The organism is Paenibacillus sp. FSL K6-1566, assembly GCF_038050475.1.
Taxonomy (GTDB): Bacteria; Bacillota; Bacilli; order Paenibacillales; family Paenibacillaceae; genus Paenibacillus_AQ; species Paenibacillus_AQ lactis.
Genome location: NZ_JBBOSR010000001.1, coordinates 418150 through 438107 on the forward strand (window position 1 = coordinate 418150; position 19958 = coordinate 438107).

Here is a 19958-nt window from a genome sequence, read left to right on the forward strand (position 1 = left end):
ACATAACTACTATAGGTCGGGTTATTCTGTGTACTATAATGAATCGAGCTTAACGAACACTCGATGAAGGCGGTATGTACGATTACAAATTAAACATGATCCATACAAACAAATACATAAATGCAAAATAGCCTACGATGCCCAGCACACAAATAAGTAAGATCGTTCGCACAATTCTTTTTCCGCTCATACGATCACCTTCGGGTCCAATATACCACTAATTACCAACTTGGCGACACTATATCACTAATCTTCAACTCCCTCTTTGAACTCGCTTGTTATTTAACGGTAATTTCCCACCAAGCCGAAGGAATGTCCTCTTCGCATGATGCGACCTTTTTTGCATATGAGTTAAGGTAGAGCGCATTTTACTCCGAGAAGAGGGTGAGGCATGCATGGACGGGACCGAGCTTTACCGGAAAGTCATGTTGACGGTGTCGGTGAACCGGCTGGTAAAATGGCTTTCGATACGTTACGGCAAAAAATTAGCAGGCAGATTCATTGCGGGAGATACGCTGGAAGAGGCACTCGATGAGATCGAAAGGCTGAACGAGAAGGGAATCCTGGTAACGCTGGACCATCTGGGAGAGGGCATTACTTCGCTGACGGAGGCTTCGGCCTACCGGGAGGAATATATTCGGCTTGTGGAGGGCATCGCCAACCGGGGAGTACAATCGAACGTATCCCTGAAGCCGACGCAGATGGGCTTGGCGCTCGATCCGCAGGCGGCATACGAGAACATTAGAGCGGTGGTCCAGGCAGCCCAAAAGCATGGCAACTTCGTTCGGCTGGATATGGAGGACTCGCCGTTCACGCAGGCCACGATCGATATGACGCTGCGGCTTCATAAGGAGGGGCTAACCAATGTGGGAACGGTCATCCAGGCCTATTTGTACCGGTCGGAGGAGGACGTCCGGATGCTAATGAAGGAAGGGGTGAAACTTCGCCTAGTCAAGGGAGCTTATAAGGAGCCGGGAACGATTGCGTATCAGAAGAAGCAGGAGATCATCGGCAATTATAAAAATTTAATCAAGCTTCAACTGGACCAAGGAGCCTATACCGCTGTCGCGACCCATGATAACAACATCATCGATTGGGTGAAGGTATTTGCAGAGCAGAACCGGATCAAGAAGGAAGCGTTCGAGTTTCAAATGCTGTACGGGCTGCGTATGAAGGACCAAGCCCGGCTTGCGCAGGACGGTTACCGAATTCGATGCTACATGCCGTACGGCACGATGTGGTACCCGTATTTTACCCGCCGCATTGCAGAGAAGCCTGCCAATCTGATGATGGTGCTGAGGAATATGTTCAAGTGATTGGGAAGTGAAAACCCGCCGACGATGTCGAACGGGGACGAGGACAATCATAGCCTTAAAGCATAAGAAATCGTGCCGCCATGATATCGAGATGGATTCGACGCCGTCCCTGATCTGATGCACGGCAGTATGGATTTGTGAAAAAAAACGCCCGCATCCTGATTAGAGGACGCGGGCGCTTCTAGTGGTACCGGCGTAGCCGGCTTTAATTGCGAATTTTAATTTGTATAGGCTTCTACTCGCCGGACAGCGAGCGGTCGCCGGTCAAATATTTTTCCGTCAGGGTGGATAGCAGCTGGATGCCGACTTCATTCTGTCCGCCTTCCGGAATAATCAGGTCGGCGTATTTTTTCGAAGGCTCGATAAACGCTTCGTGCATCGGTTTTACGGTCGACAGGTATTGATTATGGATGGACTGAATCGTCCGGCCGCGGTCCTCGATATCCCGGACGACCCGGCGGAGGAGACGCACATCGGGATCGGTGTCCACGAATACTTTAATGTGCAGCAGCTTGCGAAGGTTCTCATCGGACAGCACATGCAGTCCCTCGATGATGACAATGTTGTTGGGCTTAAGCTCTACGGTCTGATCCTTGAAGCGGGCATGCTTGGTAAAGTCATACACGGGCGCCTGTGCCGGCAAGCCCTGCTTGAGGATGCCCAGATGCTCGATGAGCAGGTCGTTATCGAAGGCAAACGGATGATCGTAATTGATCGCTTCGCGCTCCTCGAAGCTGAGCTCCGGGTGATCCTTGTAATAATTATCTTGAGAAATGAACGTCACTTTATCTGAGCCGAGTCGGTCGATGACTGAGCGGGCAACCGTTGTTTTGCCCGACCCCGTGCCGCCGGCGATACCTATAATGAGCATGGCGAATCCATAACCCTCCCTAGAAGTTTACAATTTCATTATTGTAGCACAGCATGCGCCTTTTTTCACTATGAGGACGCAGAGTAAAAGCTGGGATTTTCGAATTTTTCTCATCATTATTCTAACCAAGGAATGGTTAACAGAATCTGGATCGATTATCATAAAGCTAAATGCTCATATGGACAGGAGAGATGAAGGATGGCATCAGTACCGATTTATCCTTGCAAGCGCGCGGTTTACAGGGGGGCAGGAGAGGACGGCGCCGCAATCGATTGGGAGCGCTGTGAAGCGGTGGAGCTGACCGATACCGTGACGGGAAAGCCTGTGAAGGAACAGACAAGCGTCCAGGCCTGTTGGAGCCCGGAATGGTTTCATGTCCGGTTTATCTGCAAAGACTCTCATGTTGTATCCCGATATCGGCACAAGGATGATCCGCTGTACGAGCAGGATGTGGTCGAGCTGTTCATTGATGAGACGGGAGCGGGGCGCGAATATATCGAGCTCGAGGTCAGCCCGCATAATGTTGTTTTTGACGCCCGGATCCAAAACGACGGCATGAAGTCGATTACCGCCAGTGATGTGGCGTGGGATTTGGCCGGACTTGAAACTACCGTAACGCAGGATGATGAAGGGCAAAGAATATACGACATCGCGATCCCGGCCGTCAATTTCGGGAATCCGCCTCGTGCGGGCGGGAGCTGGAACGTCAACTTTTACCGTATAGACGAGGATCCCCAGGGCTTGCAGGAATTTCAGGCGTGGAGCCCGACGGGAGAGGTGAATTACCATATTCCGTCCCGGTTCGGCAAGCTCGTATTTGAGGAATAGAGGCTTAAATGGTTCAGCGGATAAAAGGCTCTCCTTTATACATAAACAACATGGGGTGAAACAAAATGGATCGAGAGCATGCCGTATTCCTTCTGAAATGTCACGCTTTCGTGCATGAAGACCTCGAGCATCCGAAGATGCAGCGCGGGTTTCTCGGCATGCTGCGCCCGTTCAACGGCGAGCTGGTGGAGGAGAACTTTCACGAGTTGATGCAGATCATCGAGGTGCTGGCTGATGACCTTGGCCAACCGGCGCTGGATCGGGAGATCATCGCTTGCTTCTGGAGCATCTGCCAACTGGCAACGGCCTGGGCGGTGTATCCGGAGGGGATGCTGCGGAGGAATGGGCTCTTGACGGCCGACCAAGAGGAAACAATCGAGGAATGGATTGACATGATCTCTTATGCGGTCATGGTGCTGCTGGAAGGCGAAGGCCAGCTGGATGAAGCCCTGTGGGGTTATCGGGAGTATTTGAAAAGGGCGTAGGGGAAGCAGTCATGGGGCGAATACCATCTGTATGTTTATAATGATGACGGTTCGGAAGGTGCCTTAAACATCGTCGCTTCGACGAGAGAATAGGCGTTTTGGCCGTGAAAAAGAGACCGCTCGCGCAAATGAATGCGGGCGGTCTCTTAATGTACTGTAATATGAGGGCGTGTAGAAGGACTGAAGCGCGTTTTTTTATTTTCCTGCGAGGGAGATCGTGATCTGACCGTGCTTGTCTTGGATGACCTTCAAGTTCAGAATGTCGGACAGGAACTCAAGCGGCACGTATACGTGTCCGTTTCTCATCTCCGGTGCTGCACCGAGCTTGCGGGGAGCTTTTTTTCCAAGAAAGTAGCTGTCCTTGTTCAAGCTGATGGAGCTCCGGAGGGCTCCTTTGGAAATGTCGGCGGCTTTGCGCTTGCCGTTCCATGCAACGTCGAACTGCAGCTGGCGCAGGGCGCTTGCCAACGGCACCATGATCTTGCCGTCTTTGCCGATGTAATGCTTGCCGGAAGGAATGATCGATTGGACAGCTCCGTGCACTTCCTCCTTACGGTCCGGAAGCTTCACGGCAAATTCGGGCGTGCCGGTCGATCCCGGGGCGATGCTGTATTCTTGGAACACGATGTACGCTTTGCCGCCCTTCACGTAAAAGCTCTGCTCGGGATCTACACCCTGAAAGCCGTCCTCCCCATCAAAATAGCGCTCTTGGTCTGCAGCGATCGCGGATTTAATATGCGCATCCAGAATGGATGGGTACTTACTGCCGAACAGGTCCGCAAGCGTTACGCGCTTCGCTTCGGCCTCATTCGTGAAGTTGTACGTATCGATACGGGTATCCGGATTGTTCATGCCGGCCCCCTCCGTCGTGATTTTCAGGGAGAACAGACCGTTGTCCGAGCCGTCTGATGTCAGCTCATATTGAATCAGCAGCTGGTAGGGATGCATGGCGTAGCCGTTCTTTTGGGCCAGAGCTGCGGATGCCGCGGCCTCCTGTTCCCATATTGCGAGATCCTTGAAGGCATGGGATTCAATGATATCGTTCAGCTGATCCTGATATTTGGTGTCGGCGAGCCCTTGGAATACGGGAATGGTGATATCGGCCTCGAGCCATTTCTCGGTGGATTGGAGCGTCTTGCTGGTAACCAGCGGCGCGGCAAGCGCGGGAGCCGTGATCCGTCCGTTGCCGGAAGCGGCCTTGGCCTGTGCATGGACATGAGCGGAAGGAAGCCCGGAAGCGGAAACCATCAGAATGCCTGCCAAGCCGGCCGCAACCAAGGTTTTGGTCCATTTTGTTGTATGCTGCATCGTTTTCATCGTAATTACCTCCTGGTGTTAAAAAAGGATATAGTCGTACAGTAGTTGTTAGTTGTTACATTGGAATCATGCCCAGCCGGGGCTCGCCCGAGGCGATTTCCTGCTCCCTTACGCGGCGCCATTCATGTGGTTGATTTCCCGACATGTGACGCCACACCGTACACTGTGGAGCTATTGCGCGGTACAAAACGGCTTCTTATTAGTTATTTGATATACTCGTTGCTGACGAGCAAGTCCTGGATCGCCTCCGTCGGAATCGTGAATTCCACAACGCCCATGTAGCCCGGCGCTACGTCATATTCATCGAAGCTGATGACCAGCTTGCCGTCCTGATTAATGTAGAAGTTCTGATCCTTCGCGATGCTTCGGAACATCTCCTCTTCCGGCATATCGGGTTCGATGCCCGGCTGCTGAACCCAGTAGACCTTGTTAGGGTCGTCCTTCATCTGCTGACGCATTTGCTCTTTAATATTGTCGCTGATCGCTTGGATATAGCGGTCGTCGCTGAAGAGGCTCGGCAGCGTGATGACGATGTGATTGATTTTATCGATCGTATCGTATTTGCGGGATTCGGCGGATGATCCGGCCGATTCGACGACATAACGGGAGAGGGTCAGCAGCCGATCCGTATCGGTGACAACTTCATAGCCGCTTTCCAGCCCGAGATGTCCGCCCCCGCCTTTTTCCAGCTGAGCCACTTCATCCTTAAAGTCCTCGTACAGCCTCCTGTTTTCCTCCAAATACTTGGTATTTAGGGACTGCTCCAGCTCAGGATCGCCGGTGCCGGCAATGCCGGGCGTTTTAAGATGCACATCGGTGTTTTCGTTCTGCTCGGCATATTCCCGGATGGTGATCACCTTGACGATCTTCCCGAGCACCGGCACTTCAGACAGCGCCTGGGCGAAGGCCGGGCTGGCGTTTACGCCGGCAAACAGCAGGATGCATGCAGCCGCGGCGCTGGCGAGCCAGGGCATGGCCTTTATTTTTTTTCGCCGGGAGGCGATCGTTCTGTTCACCATCTCGTTTAATTCATCGGGAATAGGAATGGACTCATACTCCTGCTTCATCCTATTCAGCTTGTCATGCATTATCGTCGCTCCTCCTCTTGGTCTTCCTCGCTCATGTTCACCCGAAGCTTCTGCAGTCCTTGATAGAGCCTTGTTTTCACGGTACTGAGATTCTCATGGAGCACTTCGGCAATTTCTTCGATCTTCATATCTTCAAAAAAGCGGAGGATAATCACGATCCGGTATTTGTCCGGCAGTTCATCCAGTGATCTTGCCAGGTCCAGATTCGGATAATGGTCTTGGCTGCTTGGCAGCACGACCTCCAGTTTTTCATCGTCCATGATTTGGACTTTTTTCTGTTTTCGTATGAAATCCAGGGATGTTGTCACAACGATCCGGAAAAACCAGCTTTTTAATGAACCCGTATGCTTTAGGTTTTCCATGGACATGAACGCTTTGTGGATGGCGTCCTGTACGATGTCGAGGGCATCCTCTTTGTTGCGGACATAGCTGTAAGCCAGTCGATATGCCCTTTCCTGGTTTTCGGTGATGCATTGGATTAGAAGCTTCTCCAGCTTCCGGCCGCCTCTCATGTAATCAGACACTCCTTTGGGCCCGCGCGGGTAACCATCAATTGCAATTGCCTTACGGAAGCAAGACGTGCGAGTGGTTTGAAAAGTTTGATTAGCTTAAAAAAAATTTTGGTCTGCTGCGACCGTCCACGATTTAGCAGGCAGAGAAAGCCGCGCAACAAGCAAAAGACCCCAGCTTCACCGGGGTCCTGACGCTAACTTCTATTCACCTTCATATTTTTGGATAATAATCGCGGAATTATGCCCGCCGAAGCCGAACGAATTGGAGATGCCGATCCGCAGACCATCGGAGCGTCTGGCCCGGTTCGGTACATAATCGAGATCGCACTCGGGGTCTGGCGTTTCCAGATTGATGGTGGGCGGAATGACGCCCTCTTGCAGTGATTTGACGAGCGCGATCGCTTCGATGCCGCCCGAGGCGCCAAGCATATGGCCGGTCATCGATTTGTTGGCCGTCACCGGAATCCGGTACGCATGCTCCCCGAATACCTGCTTGATGGCCGCCGTTTCCGAACGGTCGCCAATGACGGTGCTCGTAGCATGGGCGCTGATAACATCGATATCGGCCGGCGACAGTCGTGCTTCGGCGAGCGCAGCTCTCATCGCCCGGGCAGCTCCTTCACCATCCGCAGGAGTAGCGACCATATGATAGGCGTCCGAGCTGGCGCCGTAGCCGATCACTTCGCCAAGGATGGGAGCGCCTCTGCGTTTGGCATGCGTAAGCGACTCCAGAATCAGGATGCCGGCGCCCTCCGCCATGACGAAGCCGTCGCGATCCGCGTCGAACGGACGGCTGGCGCGGGCGGGATCGCCTTCCCGGGTAGAGAGGGCGGTTGCGTTCGCGAAGCTGGCGACGGATATGCCGGTCAGAGCCGCTTCCGTACCACCTGCAATGATGACATCCGAGCGGCCAGCCTGGATGTGATAAAAGGCCTCGCCGATGGCGGTGTTCCCGATCGAGCAGGCGGTCACCGGAGCGAGCGTCGGCCCTAACGTCCCGTACCGAATGCTGATCATGGCGGCAGCCATGTTGGGGATCATCATCGGCACGAGCGTAGGACTTATTCGCTCCGGCCCCCGCGTGGCCAATGTTTCGCTTTGATTCATGAGCGTCTGGATGCCGCCGATGCCGGAGCCGACGTAGACGCCCATGCGCTCCCGGTTGACCTGGGTCAGGTCCAGCCCGGAGCTGGACACGGCCTGATCGGCCGCTGCCAAGGCGAACTGGCAGAAGCGGTCCATACGGCGGGCTTCCTTCGCGCCGAATCGTTCGTTTGGATCAAATCCTTTGACGGTGCCTGCTATTTTCACTTTATGCTTTAAGGTATCAAATGTATCAATAGGCGATATGCCGGACTCTCCCCGTGACAATCTCGACCAGAAGGTTTCGGTGTCATTGCCGAGCGGCGAAATGACGCCCATGCCCGTAATTACGACTCTTTCCATAAGATTCCAGCCTCCTCTAAGACTTTATATCTTGTCTTGCTTAAGGCTATAATGTCATTAGTTATATCCTATTACAAGATAGCGTTTATCCTAGTATAATTACTGCTATCCTGAGCTGGATAGCGAGGGGGGACTGGTATGAACTCTCAAATCAGGCTGCAGGCGCTGTCGGCGTTCCTGAAAGGCCAGCGGGCCAAAATATCGCCGGAATCCGTCGGCTTGCCGCCAGGCACGCGCAGAAGAACGCCGGGATTGCGCCGGGAAGAAGTGGCGCAGCTGGCCGGCGTCAGCACCACCTGGTATACATGGCTGGAGCAGGGACGGGACATTCAGGTGTCCTCGTCCGTGCTGGATTGCGTTGCGAATGCGCTGCAGCTGAATGCGGATGAGCGGCGGTATTTGTACTCCTTGGCATTTGAGGGGGGCGGGGAAGTGTACCCCGTTCAGCAGGAAGCCGTTCAGATCAGTCCTTCGCTGCAGAAGATCATGACAGAGCTCAAGCTGTGCCCTGTCGTGATCTCCGACCGGATGTGCAACATCGTCGGGTGGAACCGGGCCGCAGCCTTCGTATTCCTGGATTTCGACCGGATTCCGCCGGAGGAACGGAATATGATCCGCCTGCTGTTCACACGCCGCGAATTCCGGCGGCTGGCCGTGAACTGGGAGCAGTTCGCCAGCGGTTATCTGGCGATGTTCCGGTCCTACTACGGACAATATGTCGGAGATGAATGGTATGACCGATTTCTGGAAGAAATGAAACGGAAGAATCCGGATTTTACCCGGATGTGGGAGGAGAGCCAGGTCAGCTACGCGCCGGAGGTGCATCTGGAATTCAGGCATGCGAAGGCCGGAAAAATGGTGTACGAGCTCACCTCGCTGAAGGTGTACGGGAATGCCGACCTGCGCTGCAGCATCTACACGCCTGCACCGGACACGAATACGGAAGCGAAGCTGCGGCAGCTGATGGAGGAGTAGCGATCATGTCGTATACACAGTGCGTATATAGCTTGAAACGCATAATCAGGGTAATAATGAAACTATAATAAAAAAGAACCCTCACCGCTGCGAACGGTGAAGGCTCTAAGGAACAAAGGCTGTGCGAACACCACGGCGTCGCAGTTAAACTTGATATCTAGCAGGAGAACCCACCGAAGGCGGCCAACTTATCAAGACTTTTTTGCATAATAACGAGGTGCATATATTTATCGCACCTCGTTTTTCATTAGCGTTAAATTACTTTTAAAGTGGGTTAGATGACTTATAAATTGTAAAGTCTGATCCAAAATGTTCTGCTACCTTACTTGTTTTTGCAGCATATCCCCAAGAGAGTGTACTAGTATCTCCACCACCACTATGAACCCCTAATAATACTTCTCCAGCCCAAGTAGTTGCGCCGCTGTCACCGGGTCTAGAATTCTGTAGTATTACCAGTCGCATATATTTTTACAACGTCCTTAACTGTAACTCCTGTTACGTCATCTTTATAACTTGTACTCGTTTCCTGTACCTGTCCACAAGTATAATTAGTCGTAATTCCTGCCTTACACACGTATTGATTCATTAAGAAAGAACCTGAGTTGGTATATTTCGCATCATAGTAAGTTACAGCATTAGCAAATATATAATTCGATATCTTTCTACCTGAATTAGTTACATTGATTAATCCTATGTCGAAACCGCGGGACTGAAAGTAACTCACATGGTCAGTACCTACATTATTACTCCACTGTCTTATTATCGATCCATCACCATTAAGACAGTGCCCAGCTGTAGCCAAAAATTTAGTATTCCCTTGCGTAGCAGTGAATGCTGTTGAACAAGTACCGCCATCGGGAAGCTGTAACCCGATTCCACCACCTAAAATACTATGATTATCCCTTCTGGAAAATTCCATGTAGTTTTTTGCTTCAGGGTCAAAAACAAAATTTATAATATCATCTGTCCCACCGTATTTTTCCTCGAATAATTGAGAGGCAATTGATAGATTATCTACCTTATTAGCAATTACATTGACTTTGTTGTTTTCTTCATCTACACCAACAGAAGTAATGTGAATACCACTAGTGTTATTGCTAACGCATAATGTCCGGAGATTGATGGTGTAAGTTATCCTGCTATTGACGGTTAATCTGACCGCATCCGGATATACGAGAGGGAGAATTATGATAATTCTCCCTGAATGACGCGCTTAACCATATGATCGTCGATAATGCGGTGTTTGTTCTGTGCGCCGTAGAGCATGCAATGAGTACATACTTTGTTAATTAGCCTAGCTGCTCCGCCAGAGTAACGATAGATGTCGTCAATAGCTCCGTCAGTGAAGATGTCTCGTTCCGCACCGGCATAAGTCATGTGTCTCTCGATGTAGGCTCCTGTTTGGGCCCGGTCATAATGCGGAAGTTTGCATTGAAGATCGATGCGTTGACGAATCGCAGCGTAGGCTTGTAGGTTAATGCGATCCCACAATTCACTTTGCCCGACGAGGATGAGGGCCATTGGGCTTTGAGCATCCATCTTGAAATTTAGTAGAAAGCGAACTTCCTCCAGCATCTCTCGGTCCAAAAGATGACTTTCATCCACGACCACGACGGGCTGCAGTCCATGAATTCCCCGCATGAGCTCGATCTCTCGATGCAGCTGACGTTTCGCATCCCCGCGATAAAACTTCGATTCACAACCGAGTTGTTCCAGCAGCCCCTTGTAGAAGTGCCGCGGTGTCAGTTTTGAATCCGACAGATAGAGCACCTTGAACTTCGCAGGATCCAGTTCTTCGGCAAACCGCCGAATCGTTGTTGTCTTTCCGGTTCCGCAGTCACCGGTCACGACCGCAAACCATTGCCGTTCTGCCGCATATTCTAGCCGCCCCAGCGTCTCCTCCAAAATTTCCGACTCATATAACTCACTAGGCAGAATGTCCCTGGAGAACGGTGAACGGCTAAGCTCATAGAATGCCTCAAACATTGCCATTCACCTTGCCTTTCTTACGGAAGCTGATGGCCGGCACTTGCTCAGCGCGGCGCCCGCGACTTTGTACTTCAGCAACGCTTAACAGCCGCGATGAATCTGCCGGCAGCGGCTGAAGTTGATCCGGCAGTGGAGGACGTTTCCCGACACGTTCCCCGATTACGAGTTCCTTTACCTTCCATGGTTCGTGACCTTCGTACTCGATCACGAGCTCGGTGATGTCCGCCGGGTCATACACGACATCCACGGTACATCCGATGAACGGAAGCCCCACTTCATATTTACGCTCCAAGAAGCTGATGCACCCGGTTTTGTCGACTTTGCGGGTTTCGCAATGAAGGAATGCATTGGCGAGTATCTCTAGTTCCACAAACCGAAGCGCCTTCTTGTCACTTCGAAAGGCGGTTTCAGGGCTTCGTTTGTCAAGTGCTGAATGCGGCTTGTTCTGGTAGCATTCCGAAAGCCAAACTTCGAACAATTCATTCAGGCGGTCAAGCGTCTTTGGTTTTTCAAGTGCTGCTTCGCTAAGGAAAGAATCTACCACCCGGTTGAAGCGTTCAACTTTCCCGGTTGATTCGGGCGAGTATGGCCTAGCAAACAGAAGGCGAATGCCGAGCTTGGAGCACGTTCGCGTCATCCACTTAGTTCGATACTGCTTCCCGTTGTCGAAGTACACGGCTTCCGGAACACCGTACTTCTGAATGGCCTTTCGGAAGCTGTCTTCAATGATCGTCTTGTCCATGACCGGGTAAAACTCACCGTGCAGGACAAACCTCGTCGCGTCGTCGATAAAGGTAACGAGAAACACTTGTTTCATCGCTCCGTCCGGTCCAATGGGCAGATACGGACCGTACTTTATGTCCGAGTGCCATAGACGATTGCGGTGTGGCTGTTGGAATCGTCGAGCCGCTACACCTGAGTTTGCATACATTCGCATATGCCTTGTGCTATAACCACGTTCAGTGAGCTTCTCTTGAAGCGTGCTCCGTTTGATTTGACCTGGCTTAACGCGGCCTTCCCATTCCAAGATCTGAATGATCTGGGCAACACTGCGACTTGGCACTTCCCGCCGCAGCAAGATCGCTTGCTCCAAGACCTCCGGTGGAATGGCGGGGGCTGTGGGTTGTTTTCCTTTGCTCTTCGGCTTTAATCCGCCAAAGCCATCTTGCCGGTAGGCTGCTAAATACCGCCGCAGCGTTCTCTCCGATATTCCGATTTGCTCGCAAATTCTTTGCTTGATTTCCCTCGCCTTTGCCGGGTCGAGCCCTTCCGTAAGCAACGGGGCAAGGAGCTGCACACGATCCGCAGCGATCTGTTCCGCTTTCTTCTGATCTTTCATCCGTTTACACCTCTTTTGGTAGATTCGTTTACGAGTCTATCTCAGAGGGCTTCGGACAAGAATGCAGAACGGGTATGTACCCACAATTTTGAATTCACAACAGGTCGGACAACTCTTGCTAGCCATCCATCGGCATCTCCGACATAACGTCCGAATCTATGGTGTGCAGTTTGTGAAGGTGCGGACGGTTCCTTCACAACATCTAGATGAAAGCGAATGGCGATGGACTCTAGGCACCCTAACCAGTAGGTAGCCATTGAGCAAAGCCAAGTCCGCCAACGGTACAGTGTGGAGTTGTCTGCGGCAACATCTACTTCCGTGGGTTCAGACGCAATGACATTCTCCACACATTCTGATTCGTAACGCTTGTAAGGCACAATGCAGTCCGGTAACTCATGATGAATCTTCCGGCAAGCCGTACAACGTAGTCTTCGGATGACCAAGACGCTCTTTTCTCCCGTAGCATGTACAAGCTTCCGTTTTCGGCTCCCGATCACCGTCAAACTCGCAATGCAACAAGGACTAGGAACAATTTCTGCACACCTAACAAAAAACGCCGGGGATCTTCTCAACCAGCTCGTAATTTGATACAATGATCATACGTTTTGTGAGGGGATGTCTCCAGTGAGCTTGCGCGAACAGGCTCACGCTATATGGAGGCATCCTTTTCCTTTTCTGTGATACGGACATTATATTCGTCAATCCCCGGACAGGCAACACCGTCAGCTTTCGGGCATTATGCTTCAGCGTAAACACCACTAGACTCCAAACTTTCGCGGTTATCGAAGATATCGTCCTTAATTTTGCTTAATTCATTATAAGTAATGTCTGTAACGGCAAATTCAACCTTTTCACCAAGTTTCTCAGACAGTACATTCTTAATTCTGTTTGTAATAAGGTCCTCATTTTTAAAACCGATAACAATTTTAAAACCATTAGCTCGATCAATATAAACGGTTCCATAATTCTGGATTTCTTCATAACTACCTAATATACTAGCTACTTCATTTTGCATTACAATGATGTCGTCCATCTCTGACGATATTTGTTCTTGTGATACTTCTTTTTCTAATTCTTTTAAGTCAACTTCTGCAAAGACTTGCTGGTTATAAAAGAACATAAAAAAAGCAAAACTAAAAGCGGATAGAACTGCATAAAGTACTTTTTTCATTTGAAAATGGGGTATAGTTTTAGACAAGGCACTAATTCTATTTCACATCTGTGAGGAGGTTTATTATGAAAAAAATAATTCTGTTTATTTTAATTAGTATCTTTATACTAGCTGGCTGTTCAAACAAGGATGAGAAAGAAGAGTATCCAGTTTACGAAGGTACTGTAGTATATAAAACAGATCAAAATGACCTGTACAAACTTTTTGTTCTTCAAAATATTAGTGAGGAAGATTTGAAAAAAGGTAATCTTGAGTATTTTGTAAAATTAGCACAAGACCAACCTGAAGCTTCGTACTATTTGGTTGAAAAAGAGACTTACGAATCAATTGAAGTAGGACAAAAAGTAAAAATCACTTCTGGATTTGACCAACTAGAATCATTTCCACCCATTAGATTCGTTAAGAGCATTGAAAAAATCAATTAAGATACTACTCCGCAGAGAAAATTCGCAACAATGTTTCCCAAATCAAAGAGCAGCAGCCGGTTCAGACGTTGCCTGACCCCACTGCTGCTTACAATGATATATCCGATCTTCTGATCGCCTGTACCCTTATGCTTTTCTTGTTAAAGAGACAAGTTTGGTAGTCCAGTTTCCAAGAACCAAAGGCTGTGTGAACACCACGGCGTCGCAGTTAAACTTGATATCTAGCAGGGAAACCCACCGAAGGCCTCCAACCTATGCGGTGGGTTTTCGCTTGTTTGGCTCCGACGGAACCAACGGTACAGATTCCGTGGTGCGATGCCTCGGCTATCCATTCACTTTTCCTATACCTAGATACAGGGCTTCCTGCTCGCCTACACCCAGTCCCGCCGCAGCGTGAACAGCTCCTTCAATTCATCGGTGGAGAGCTCGGTAATCCAGCCTTCGCTGCTTGAGATGACCTGATCGCTGAGCATCTGCTTGCTCTCCAGCATCTCATCGATCCGTTCCTCGAGCGTTCCCATAGAGATGAACTTGTACACCTGGACATCCTTGGTCTGGCCCATCCGGTAGGCCCGGTCCGTTGCCTGATTCTCAACGGCCGGGTTCCACCAGCGGTCGAAATGGAACACGTGGTTGGCGGCGGTCAGGTTGAGACCGACGCCGCCCGCCTTAATTGACAGGATCATCACATTCGGCTGTTCATTTGGGGGCAGCGACCGGGATTGGAACCGCTCGATCATGCTGTCTCGGGCCCGCTTGGTCGTGCTTCCGTTCAGGTAGAGCACCGGCTCGCCAAGCTCTTGCTCCAGCACCTGGCGCATCATATCGCCCATGCCGATATATTGGGTGAAGATCAGGCAGCGCTCGTCTTCTTCCCGCAGCTCCTTCACCATGGACAGCAGCCGCTCCAGCTTCGCAGATCTGCTCACGATCGCTTCGGTGTCGAGAAGCCCGCCCGTTCCCGGCAATTCGGGAAGCGGCTCCTTCGTCAGCAGGGCAGGATGGTCGCAGAGCTGCTTGAACTGCGTCAAGGCGGCCAAGATCGCGCCTTTGCGCTCGATGCCTTCGAGCTTTTGCATCCGCTCCAGCAGTCCGCTTACCGTCTGATCGTACAGGGCGCCCTGCTCGGCGGTCAGATGAATATAGGTCTTCATCTCGTTCTTCTCCGGCAGGTCGAGCTGAATGGCCGGATCCTTCTTCTTGCGCCGGAGCATGAACGGCTTGATCAGCTTCTGCAGCTCCGCCGTGCGCTGCTCGTTCTTGTCCTTCTCGATCGGTTGAATGAACCGCACGGTAAATCCGCGGAGACTGCCGAGATATCCCGGATTGATGAAATCGTAGATCGACCACAGCTCCGAGAGGCGGTTCTCGATCGGCGTACCGGTCAAGGCGACGCGGTGCCTTGCGGGAAAGCTGCGGACAGCGGCGGATTGCTTGGTATCTGCGTTTTTGATGTTCTGGGCCTCGTCGATGCCGATGGACTCCCACTTGACGTCCCTTAACAGCTCCTGGTCGAGCGTGGCGGTCGCATAGGAGGTCAGCACGATGTCGGCATCATAGGCCATCCGATAAAATGCTTCGCCGCCGCTTCGCTTGCCTCCGTAATGAAGCATGACCCGCAGCGTCGGTGCAAAGCGCTCCAGCTCCTTCTGCCAATTGCCCAGAACCGAGGTCGGGCAGATCAGCAGCGATGGAAGCGGCTCTTCGCCGCGCTGCCGCACCGTGTCCTTCACATGCAGGAGGTATGCGATGAACTGCACGGTTTTACCAAGGCCCATGTCGTCGGCAAGGCAGGCTCCGAGGCCGTAATGCCGCAGGTAAGCAAGCCATGCAAAGCCGTCCCGCTGATAGGTTCGAAGCTCGGCCTTAAGGTCTGGCGGCACGGGAAGCTCCGGCCATTCTTCCTGCCGGCCGAGCCGCCCGATCAGCTTCACGAAATGCTCGTTAAGCTCTACCTCCAGCTTCACCCGATCTGCGTCTGATGGAGATTCCCCGGCGGCTTCGGACGTCTCCGCTTCGTCGCTGCTGCCCAGTAAATGCAGCTGAAGAATGTCTTGGAAGGACAGCCCCTCTTCGCGGTTCATGCCCGCCATCATCTGACGGATCTGCGCGACGAGAGCCGGATCGAGCGGAATCCACTCCCCTCGGAAGCGGACAAGCCGTTCGTTCCGGGCGACAAGGTCGGCGAATTCGGCCTCAGTCAGCGTGGATTCGCCGATCGCGATACGCCAGTCGAAGTTGACCAGCGAATCCAAGCCGAACAAGGAGCCGCCGCTGCTTCCTCCGGCGGCTTCGCCTTCCCCAGCGCGCACCTTGGCCCGCAGCTTCGGCTTCTTCCGGCGCGCCGCTTCCCACCAGGCGGGAAGCAGCACCTGCCAGCCGGCCTCCAGCAGCCGAGCGCTGTCGGCCGTCAGAAACTGCCAGGCGGCCTCATCGGAGAGGGGCTTGCCGAGCACATGTTCACCATGGCCGTCAAAGAAGCGGTCCGGCAGGGCCGCTCTCAAGCTTCGGAGCCAGCCGGGAGAGCGCTCGGCGATATGGGCAGCCCATGTGTCCGGCCAAGCACCCTGCGCCGTTCCGTCTTCCGCCAGCCGTACGTCGGTAAGAGCCGCCGCGTCCTGCTTGTCCTGCAGCACAAGCGCAAGACGCCAACTCGTCTCTTCTTCATCGGGCTCCAGCAGCTGCAGCAGCGGACGGAAGGGAGCGGTATCTGGACGCCATCCGATGGAGATGAGCCAAGCCGCCGCGTCCATGGCGGCAGCCGCCGCCCGTTGCGGCGTGAAGAGCAAAGGATATTCTCTGCGCAGATCGGCTGCCGCTTCTTCCGTTCCATAATATAGGCGGTGAACATAGGCCGAGAAGGAAGCGCGCAGTCCCTCATTCCATGTTTCGTCCGCGCACAGCAGGGCGAGCTTCTCCTGCCCCTCATGGGTTAAAGCCTGCTCATCCCACACCCACTGCAGCTTTCCGGCCTTGTAGGCGCCGAAATCGGGGGCGAAGCGGCGGTCCCTCGCGCATGCAGCGAGGGCAGGGGCCAATTCGATAAAGGGAATACAGGCTTCGTCCCACAGCCATTCGATATGTTCCAGCAGCTGCAGGTCCGCGAAGAACGGAATGGCCTGTTCAGCCGGCAGTATGACGACCTCGATATCGGAGACGGATTGGACCGTGAGCTCCGTGCCGTAGAAGGAGTCCTCATGCCAAGCAAATAAGCGATGCTTTAAATACGTTCCGGGTGCATAGCCCTGCATCAGGGTCGAGCCGTAAATCACCGCGTCCCCGAATTCGCTTATAGCCATATGAATCGTGATGGTTTCCGTGTATTTGCTCATGATATCAGCTTTCCTCTCCGCAGCTCTTCTTGAAATGCGCGCAGCCTGCTGTTGCGGACGGACAGGGACGTGATAAACAAATCCCAGCGTTCCTGCTGCTTGAGCTTCTTATACAGCTTGGCCAACCGCTTCAGCAGCTTGACGGCAGCTTTGTAGCCGTCCCGGTTCTTATGGAGAATGTAGCGTTCGACCGCCTGGTGGTAAAACGGCAGCAGAAGCTCCGGCGCATGCTTCTCAACAGGCGCAAGTTCGCTTACCCTCAGCTCCAGCGGTTCTCTGCCCGTGCTCAGCTGATAATCGATCCACTCCCGCCAGCGGCCGTGGGTCATGAGCGCATTTTGGTAAATGTGCTTGGAGTATGGAAGCAGGGAGGCAAGGCAATTCCACATGCGCTCGGCCGCCTCCGGAACATGCTCGATCACCGCATCCCAGTAGTCCTGGTAACGGCTGAGATGTTCGTTTCGATGGCTGCCAAGCAGCGGGCCGATCTCCGGAAGCCAGCGGGCGAGTCGTTCCCACTCGGAAGCCGAATACAGCATATGGAAGAAGCCCAACACGAATTCGGCCGAAAGGGTGCTGAGCTTGTCCGCTTCCCGGAGCAGCTCCCAGGCCGCCTCGTCTTGCCTCATATAGAAGTGCATCAGGCTCTGTGACGTCAACCATGCCGCACGGGAGAGCGATGCGCCGAAATCGCCTTCGGCCGCTTGCAGCTCCTTAAGCTCATCCGCATATGTCTGCTGATTCTCCCCGTAAACCGGGCTGATCCAGTAGATCCACAGCTGCATATAGACCTTGGCAAAAAACTTCCGGTTCCTCGGCTCGACCAGCATGCTCCTGCGGATATACGCCTTGGTTTCGTCCAGGCGTTCCCGAAACGCCTCTCCCGGTTCAATGTCTTCAAGTCCGTCTTTTAAGATTCTCCCGATTTGGTCTTGGACGTGGTCAGCTGCCACTTGGGTATGGTAGCCGATATAGGAGCCGGAGGAATTCCAGGCGCTCGCCGGCTGCTTTACCAGCTTCTCCAGTACAAAGAGATGGGCATGCAGCCCGTATAGCGGTTCCAGATCGGCAGGCAGAGACGGCTTGATATGATGAAGGGCGGCCAAGGCGTTTTTGGCGTAAAACGAATTTTGGGTGTTCGTTCCGAGCGAAGCCGTGCAAATATCGAACAGCTCATGCCATGCCGTAATAGGCAGCGTCGGCAGCTGCTCCGCTTTATCTCTCCATTTCGGGGGGCTCGGAGCAGCCTGCCCTGCTGCAGTCCTGGGCCGTAGAGAGTTGGGAGTAATGGGGGAGCTGGCCCAGGACATCGAATGTGCATTCACGAGGGCGTGAATGGACCGCCCTTGCTGCTGGGCGTAATCCAGCAGAACGGCCGCCATATGCTTGCATGCCCCTTCAACAGGGCATGAGCATTCGCTGTCGCTCAGGGAATTGACGCGAAGCCGGACCTGATAGGGTTCCGCAACCGAGCCTTGTACGAGGGCATCGATCACCCCGGAGGAAGGGTCGGACAGCTCGCTTGAGCGGACGCGGCCTTGCTTGAAATATTGAAAGCCCCTCTTGATCGTGAGGTCGCTGAAGGTCTGGGTCGTTCGCTGAATGAGTTCCTGCCACTGCATATCGTCTAAGGTCAAGTATGAATTCATGTTCGCATAGTCTCCTAAGAGAATTTATATCCATGTATCCATTTAATCTATCATATTCACAGAATTGGCGAAACAAGGCCAAGAGGCCGAAACAGCGGAAAAATTCCCTAGCATGCATGAAACAGGGGGCTAAAGAGAGAAGGGGGCTAGAAGCCAAGGGGAGAAGAGAGACGTACGCGCCAAAGGGAGCTCCATACCCTCAGCAAGCAGCAGATGTGCGTGACAAGCAGCGGTAGGGAGCCCCCTAGGTTTTAGGCAAGTCTTCCAAAAGAAACCTGCATGTTATTTGACGTCAGGCATCCTTTTATAGACGACGGTTCTTCTTATCATCAATGTACAGCTCGACCGCCGTGATGAGCCGGATCAATAGCTTGATCAGAAGAAACAGCGCATAAAGGCCAAGCAGTGCGAATAGCCCCTGAACGATTAATGCGATAAGCGGCAAGAATGCAAATGCGGAAAAACCCATGCTCACAGTGCATCACCTCCTCCCACAGAATCAACACCCCGATTTAGAGCGAAAGCATACGAAATCCATTTCAGGCAAAGAAAATGGACATCTTACATCAATTAGGAGAAGAGGATGTATCCTTTGCTATATCTTGCGCCCTTTTTGCCTTGGACATTTTTATCCGTCTTCGTTTAGCAAAATAAAGCTAAAAATAAAAATCGAGTTTTAGAAATTGTATTTTTCAGGGTTTTTAAAAAAGTCAAGATAGTTATATCTTCCAATAGGATCAAAGGTCTTCCTGTCCTCATTGAACTCCAAAACAATTACTTCTCCACTCAGTCCAGAATTAGTTTCTGTTTCAACTATAGCTATTCTGTTCTCAGCTAGTTGTACAACTGACTCGCTGACGTATGATGGAAAATCAGGAGCATTATTTTGGGGGACTGGCTTAAGAGCAATAATTATAAGACAAATTAAGATTCCAATCATAATAGTTAATTTGCTTTTTTCCTGCATGCTTCTCCTCCTAATAAGATTTTTTAAGTATCTAATTATAAAAACACAAGTTATCCCATAAAGTTTGGTTCATATCGGGACATACTGTGCTCTTTAAAGCTGTATTGCATATTTCTGCAAATCTAAACGGCTTGTGATAGATTATAGAATGCAGCTCAAAGCATTGGTATCGCAGGCATGCAAAGCTCACCCGGCCTGCTGCCGCTGACCATTTGCAGAGGCTTTTTTAATTGGAGTCTTCTAAGCTT

At 52.0% G+C, this 19958-nt stretch carries 19 protein-coding genes; 5 read left to right on the forward strand and 14 right to left on the reverse strand.

Going from position 1 to position 19958, the window contains the following annotated elements:
• The first annotated feature begins 395 nt into the window (after positions 1–395).
• Complete coding sequence (locus NST08_RS01825) at positions 396–1316, forward strand: proline dehydrogenase family protein (protein ID WP_341341388.1); 921 nt, start codon at positions 396–398, stop codon at positions 1314–1316.
• A gap of 235 nt (positions 1317–1551) precedes the next feature.
• On the opposite strand, the gene udk is transcribed toward NST08_RS01825, so the two are convergent.
• Positions 1552–2187: a uridine kinase gene (gene udk, locus NST08_RS01830; RefSeq protein WP_007130673.1), complete on the reverse strand. Its 636-nt coding sequence runs from the start codon at positions 2185–2187 to the stop codon at positions 1552–1554.
• 198 nt (positions 2188–2385) lie between these two features.
• Here udk and NST08_RS01835 point away from each other — a divergent pair, with 198 nt between their 5' ends.
• Complete coding sequence (locus tag NST08_RS01835) at positions 2386–3015, forward strand: carbohydrate-binding family 9-like protein (protein WP_341341389.1); 630 nt, start codon at positions 2386–2388, stop codon at positions 3013–3015.
• Between the two features lie 65 nt (positions 3016–3080).
• A complete protein-coding gene (locus NST08_RS01840) occupies positions 3081–3500 on the forward strand; it encodes a hypothetical protein (protein ID WP_144869610.1) in 420 nt (139 codons plus the stop codon).
• Positions 3501–3695: 195 nt separating this feature from the next.
• Here NST08_RS01840 and NST08_RS01845 read toward each other — a convergent pair whose 3' ends face one another.
• From NST08_RS01845 to fabF, 4 genes are all read right to left on the reverse strand, one after another.
• Positions 3696–4817: a stalk domain-containing protein gene (locus NST08_RS01845; protein ID WP_144869608.1), complete on the reverse strand. Its 1122-nt coding sequence runs from the start codon at positions 4815–4817 to the stop codon at positions 3696–3698.
• 203 nt (positions 4818–5020) lie between these two features.
• Positions 5021–5905, reverse strand: coding sequence for a DUF3298 domain-containing protein (locus NST08_RS01850; protein ID WP_144869606.1), 885 nt, complete (start codon positions 5903–5905; stop codon positions 5021–5023).
• The gene (locus NST08_RS01855; protein ID WP_007130668.1) at positions 5905–6417 is read right to left on the reverse strand and encodes an RNA polymerase sigma factor; all 513 of its coding nucleotides are present in this window, start codon (positions 6415–6417) and stop codon (positions 5905–5907) included. The genes NST08_RS01850 and NST08_RS01855 overlap by 1 nt, the downstream gene beginning before the upstream one ends.
• 201 nt (positions 6418–6618) lie before the next feature.
• A complete protein-coding gene (gene fabF / locus NST08_RS01860) occupies positions 6619–7863 on the reverse strand; it encodes a beta-ketoacyl-ACP synthase II (protein WP_251536120.1) in 1245 nt (414 codons plus the stop codon).
• Positions 7864–8001: 138 nt separating this feature from the next.
• Between fabF and NST08_RS01865 the strand changes: the two genes are divergently transcribed.
• Positions 8002–8838, forward strand: a complete 837-nt coding sequence (locus NST08_RS01865; protein ID WP_007130666.1) for a helix-turn-helix transcriptional regulator — start codon at positions 8002–8004, stop codon at positions 8836–8838.
• Positions 8839–9271: 433 nt separating this feature from the next.
• On the opposite strand, the gene NST08_RS01870 is transcribed toward NST08_RS01865, so the two are convergent.
• The 5 genes from NST08_RS01870 to NST08_RS01890 all read right to left on the reverse strand — a co-directional run bounded on the left by NST08_RS01870 (position 9272) and on the right by NST08_RS01890 (position 13364).
• Positions 9272–9757, reverse strand: coding sequence for a hypothetical protein (locus NST08_RS01870; RefSeq protein ID WP_341341390.1), 486 nt, complete (start codon positions 9755–9757; stop codon positions 9272–9274).
• A 266-nt stretch (positions 9758–10023) separates the two neighbouring features.
• The gene (locus NST08_RS01875) at positions 10024–10824 is read right to left on the reverse strand and encodes an ExeA family protein (protein WP_251537695.1); all 801 of its coding nucleotides are present in this window, start codon (positions 10822–10824) and stop codon (positions 10024–10026) included.
• Entirely contained in the window at positions 10817–12166 is a 1350-nt protein-coding gene (locus NST08_RS01880) for a DDE-type integrase/transposase/recombinase (protein WP_251537694.1), read from the reverse strand. The genes NST08_RS01875 and NST08_RS01880 overlap by 8 nt, the downstream gene beginning before the upstream one ends.
• A 41-nt stretch (positions 12167–12207) precedes the next feature.
• On the reverse strand, positions 12208–12759 hold the full coding sequence (locus NST08_RS01885; RefSeq protein WP_341341391.1) for a DUF6431 domain-containing protein: 552 nt from the start codon (positions 12757–12759) through the stop codon (positions 12208–12210).
• A gap of 143 nt (positions 12760–12902) precedes the next feature.
• The gene (locus tag NST08_RS01890; protein WP_341341392.1) at positions 12903–13364 is read right to left on the reverse strand and encodes a hypothetical protein; all 462 of its coding nucleotides are present in this window, start codon (positions 13362–13364) and stop codon (positions 12903–12905) included.
• 38 nt (positions 13365–13402) lie between these two features.
• Between NST08_RS01890 and NST08_RS01895 the strand changes: the two genes are divergently transcribed.
• The gene (locus NST08_RS01895; RefSeq protein WP_007130664.1) at positions 13403–13762 is read left to right on the forward strand and encodes a DUF3221 domain-containing protein; all 360 of its coding nucleotides are present in this window, start codon (positions 13403–13405) and stop codon (positions 13760–13762) included.
• Positions 13763–14133: 371 nt separating this feature from the next.
• Here the strand turns inward: NST08_RS01895 and NST08_RS01900 are convergent, their stop codons facing one another.
• From NST08_RS01900 to NST08_RS01915, 4 genes are all read right to left on the reverse strand, one after another.
• On the reverse strand, positions 14134–17094 hold the full coding sequence (locus NST08_RS01900; RefSeq protein ID WP_341341393.1) for a DEAD/DEAH box helicase: 2961 nt from the start codon (positions 17092–17094) through the stop codon (positions 14134–14136).
• On the reverse strand, positions 17091–18743 hold the full coding sequence (locus NST08_RS01905) for an SWIM zinc finger family protein (protein WP_341341394.1): 1653 nt from the start codon (positions 18741–18743) through the stop codon (positions 17091–17093). Before NST08_RS01905 ends, NST08_RS01900 begins: the two co-directional genes overlap by 4 nt.
• Before the next feature lie 304 nt (positions 18744–19047).
• Positions 19048–19218: a hypothetical protein gene (locus tag NST08_RS01910; RefSeq protein ID WP_007130661.1), complete on the reverse strand. Its 171-nt coding sequence runs from the start codon at positions 19216–19218 to the stop codon at positions 19048–19050.
• 201 nt (positions 19219–19419) lie between these two features.
• A complete protein-coding gene (locus NST08_RS01915) occupies positions 19420–19710 on the reverse strand; it encodes a hypothetical protein (protein WP_341341395.1) in 291 nt (96 codons plus the stop codon).
• Between the last annotated feature and the right edge of the window lie 248 nt (positions 19711–19958).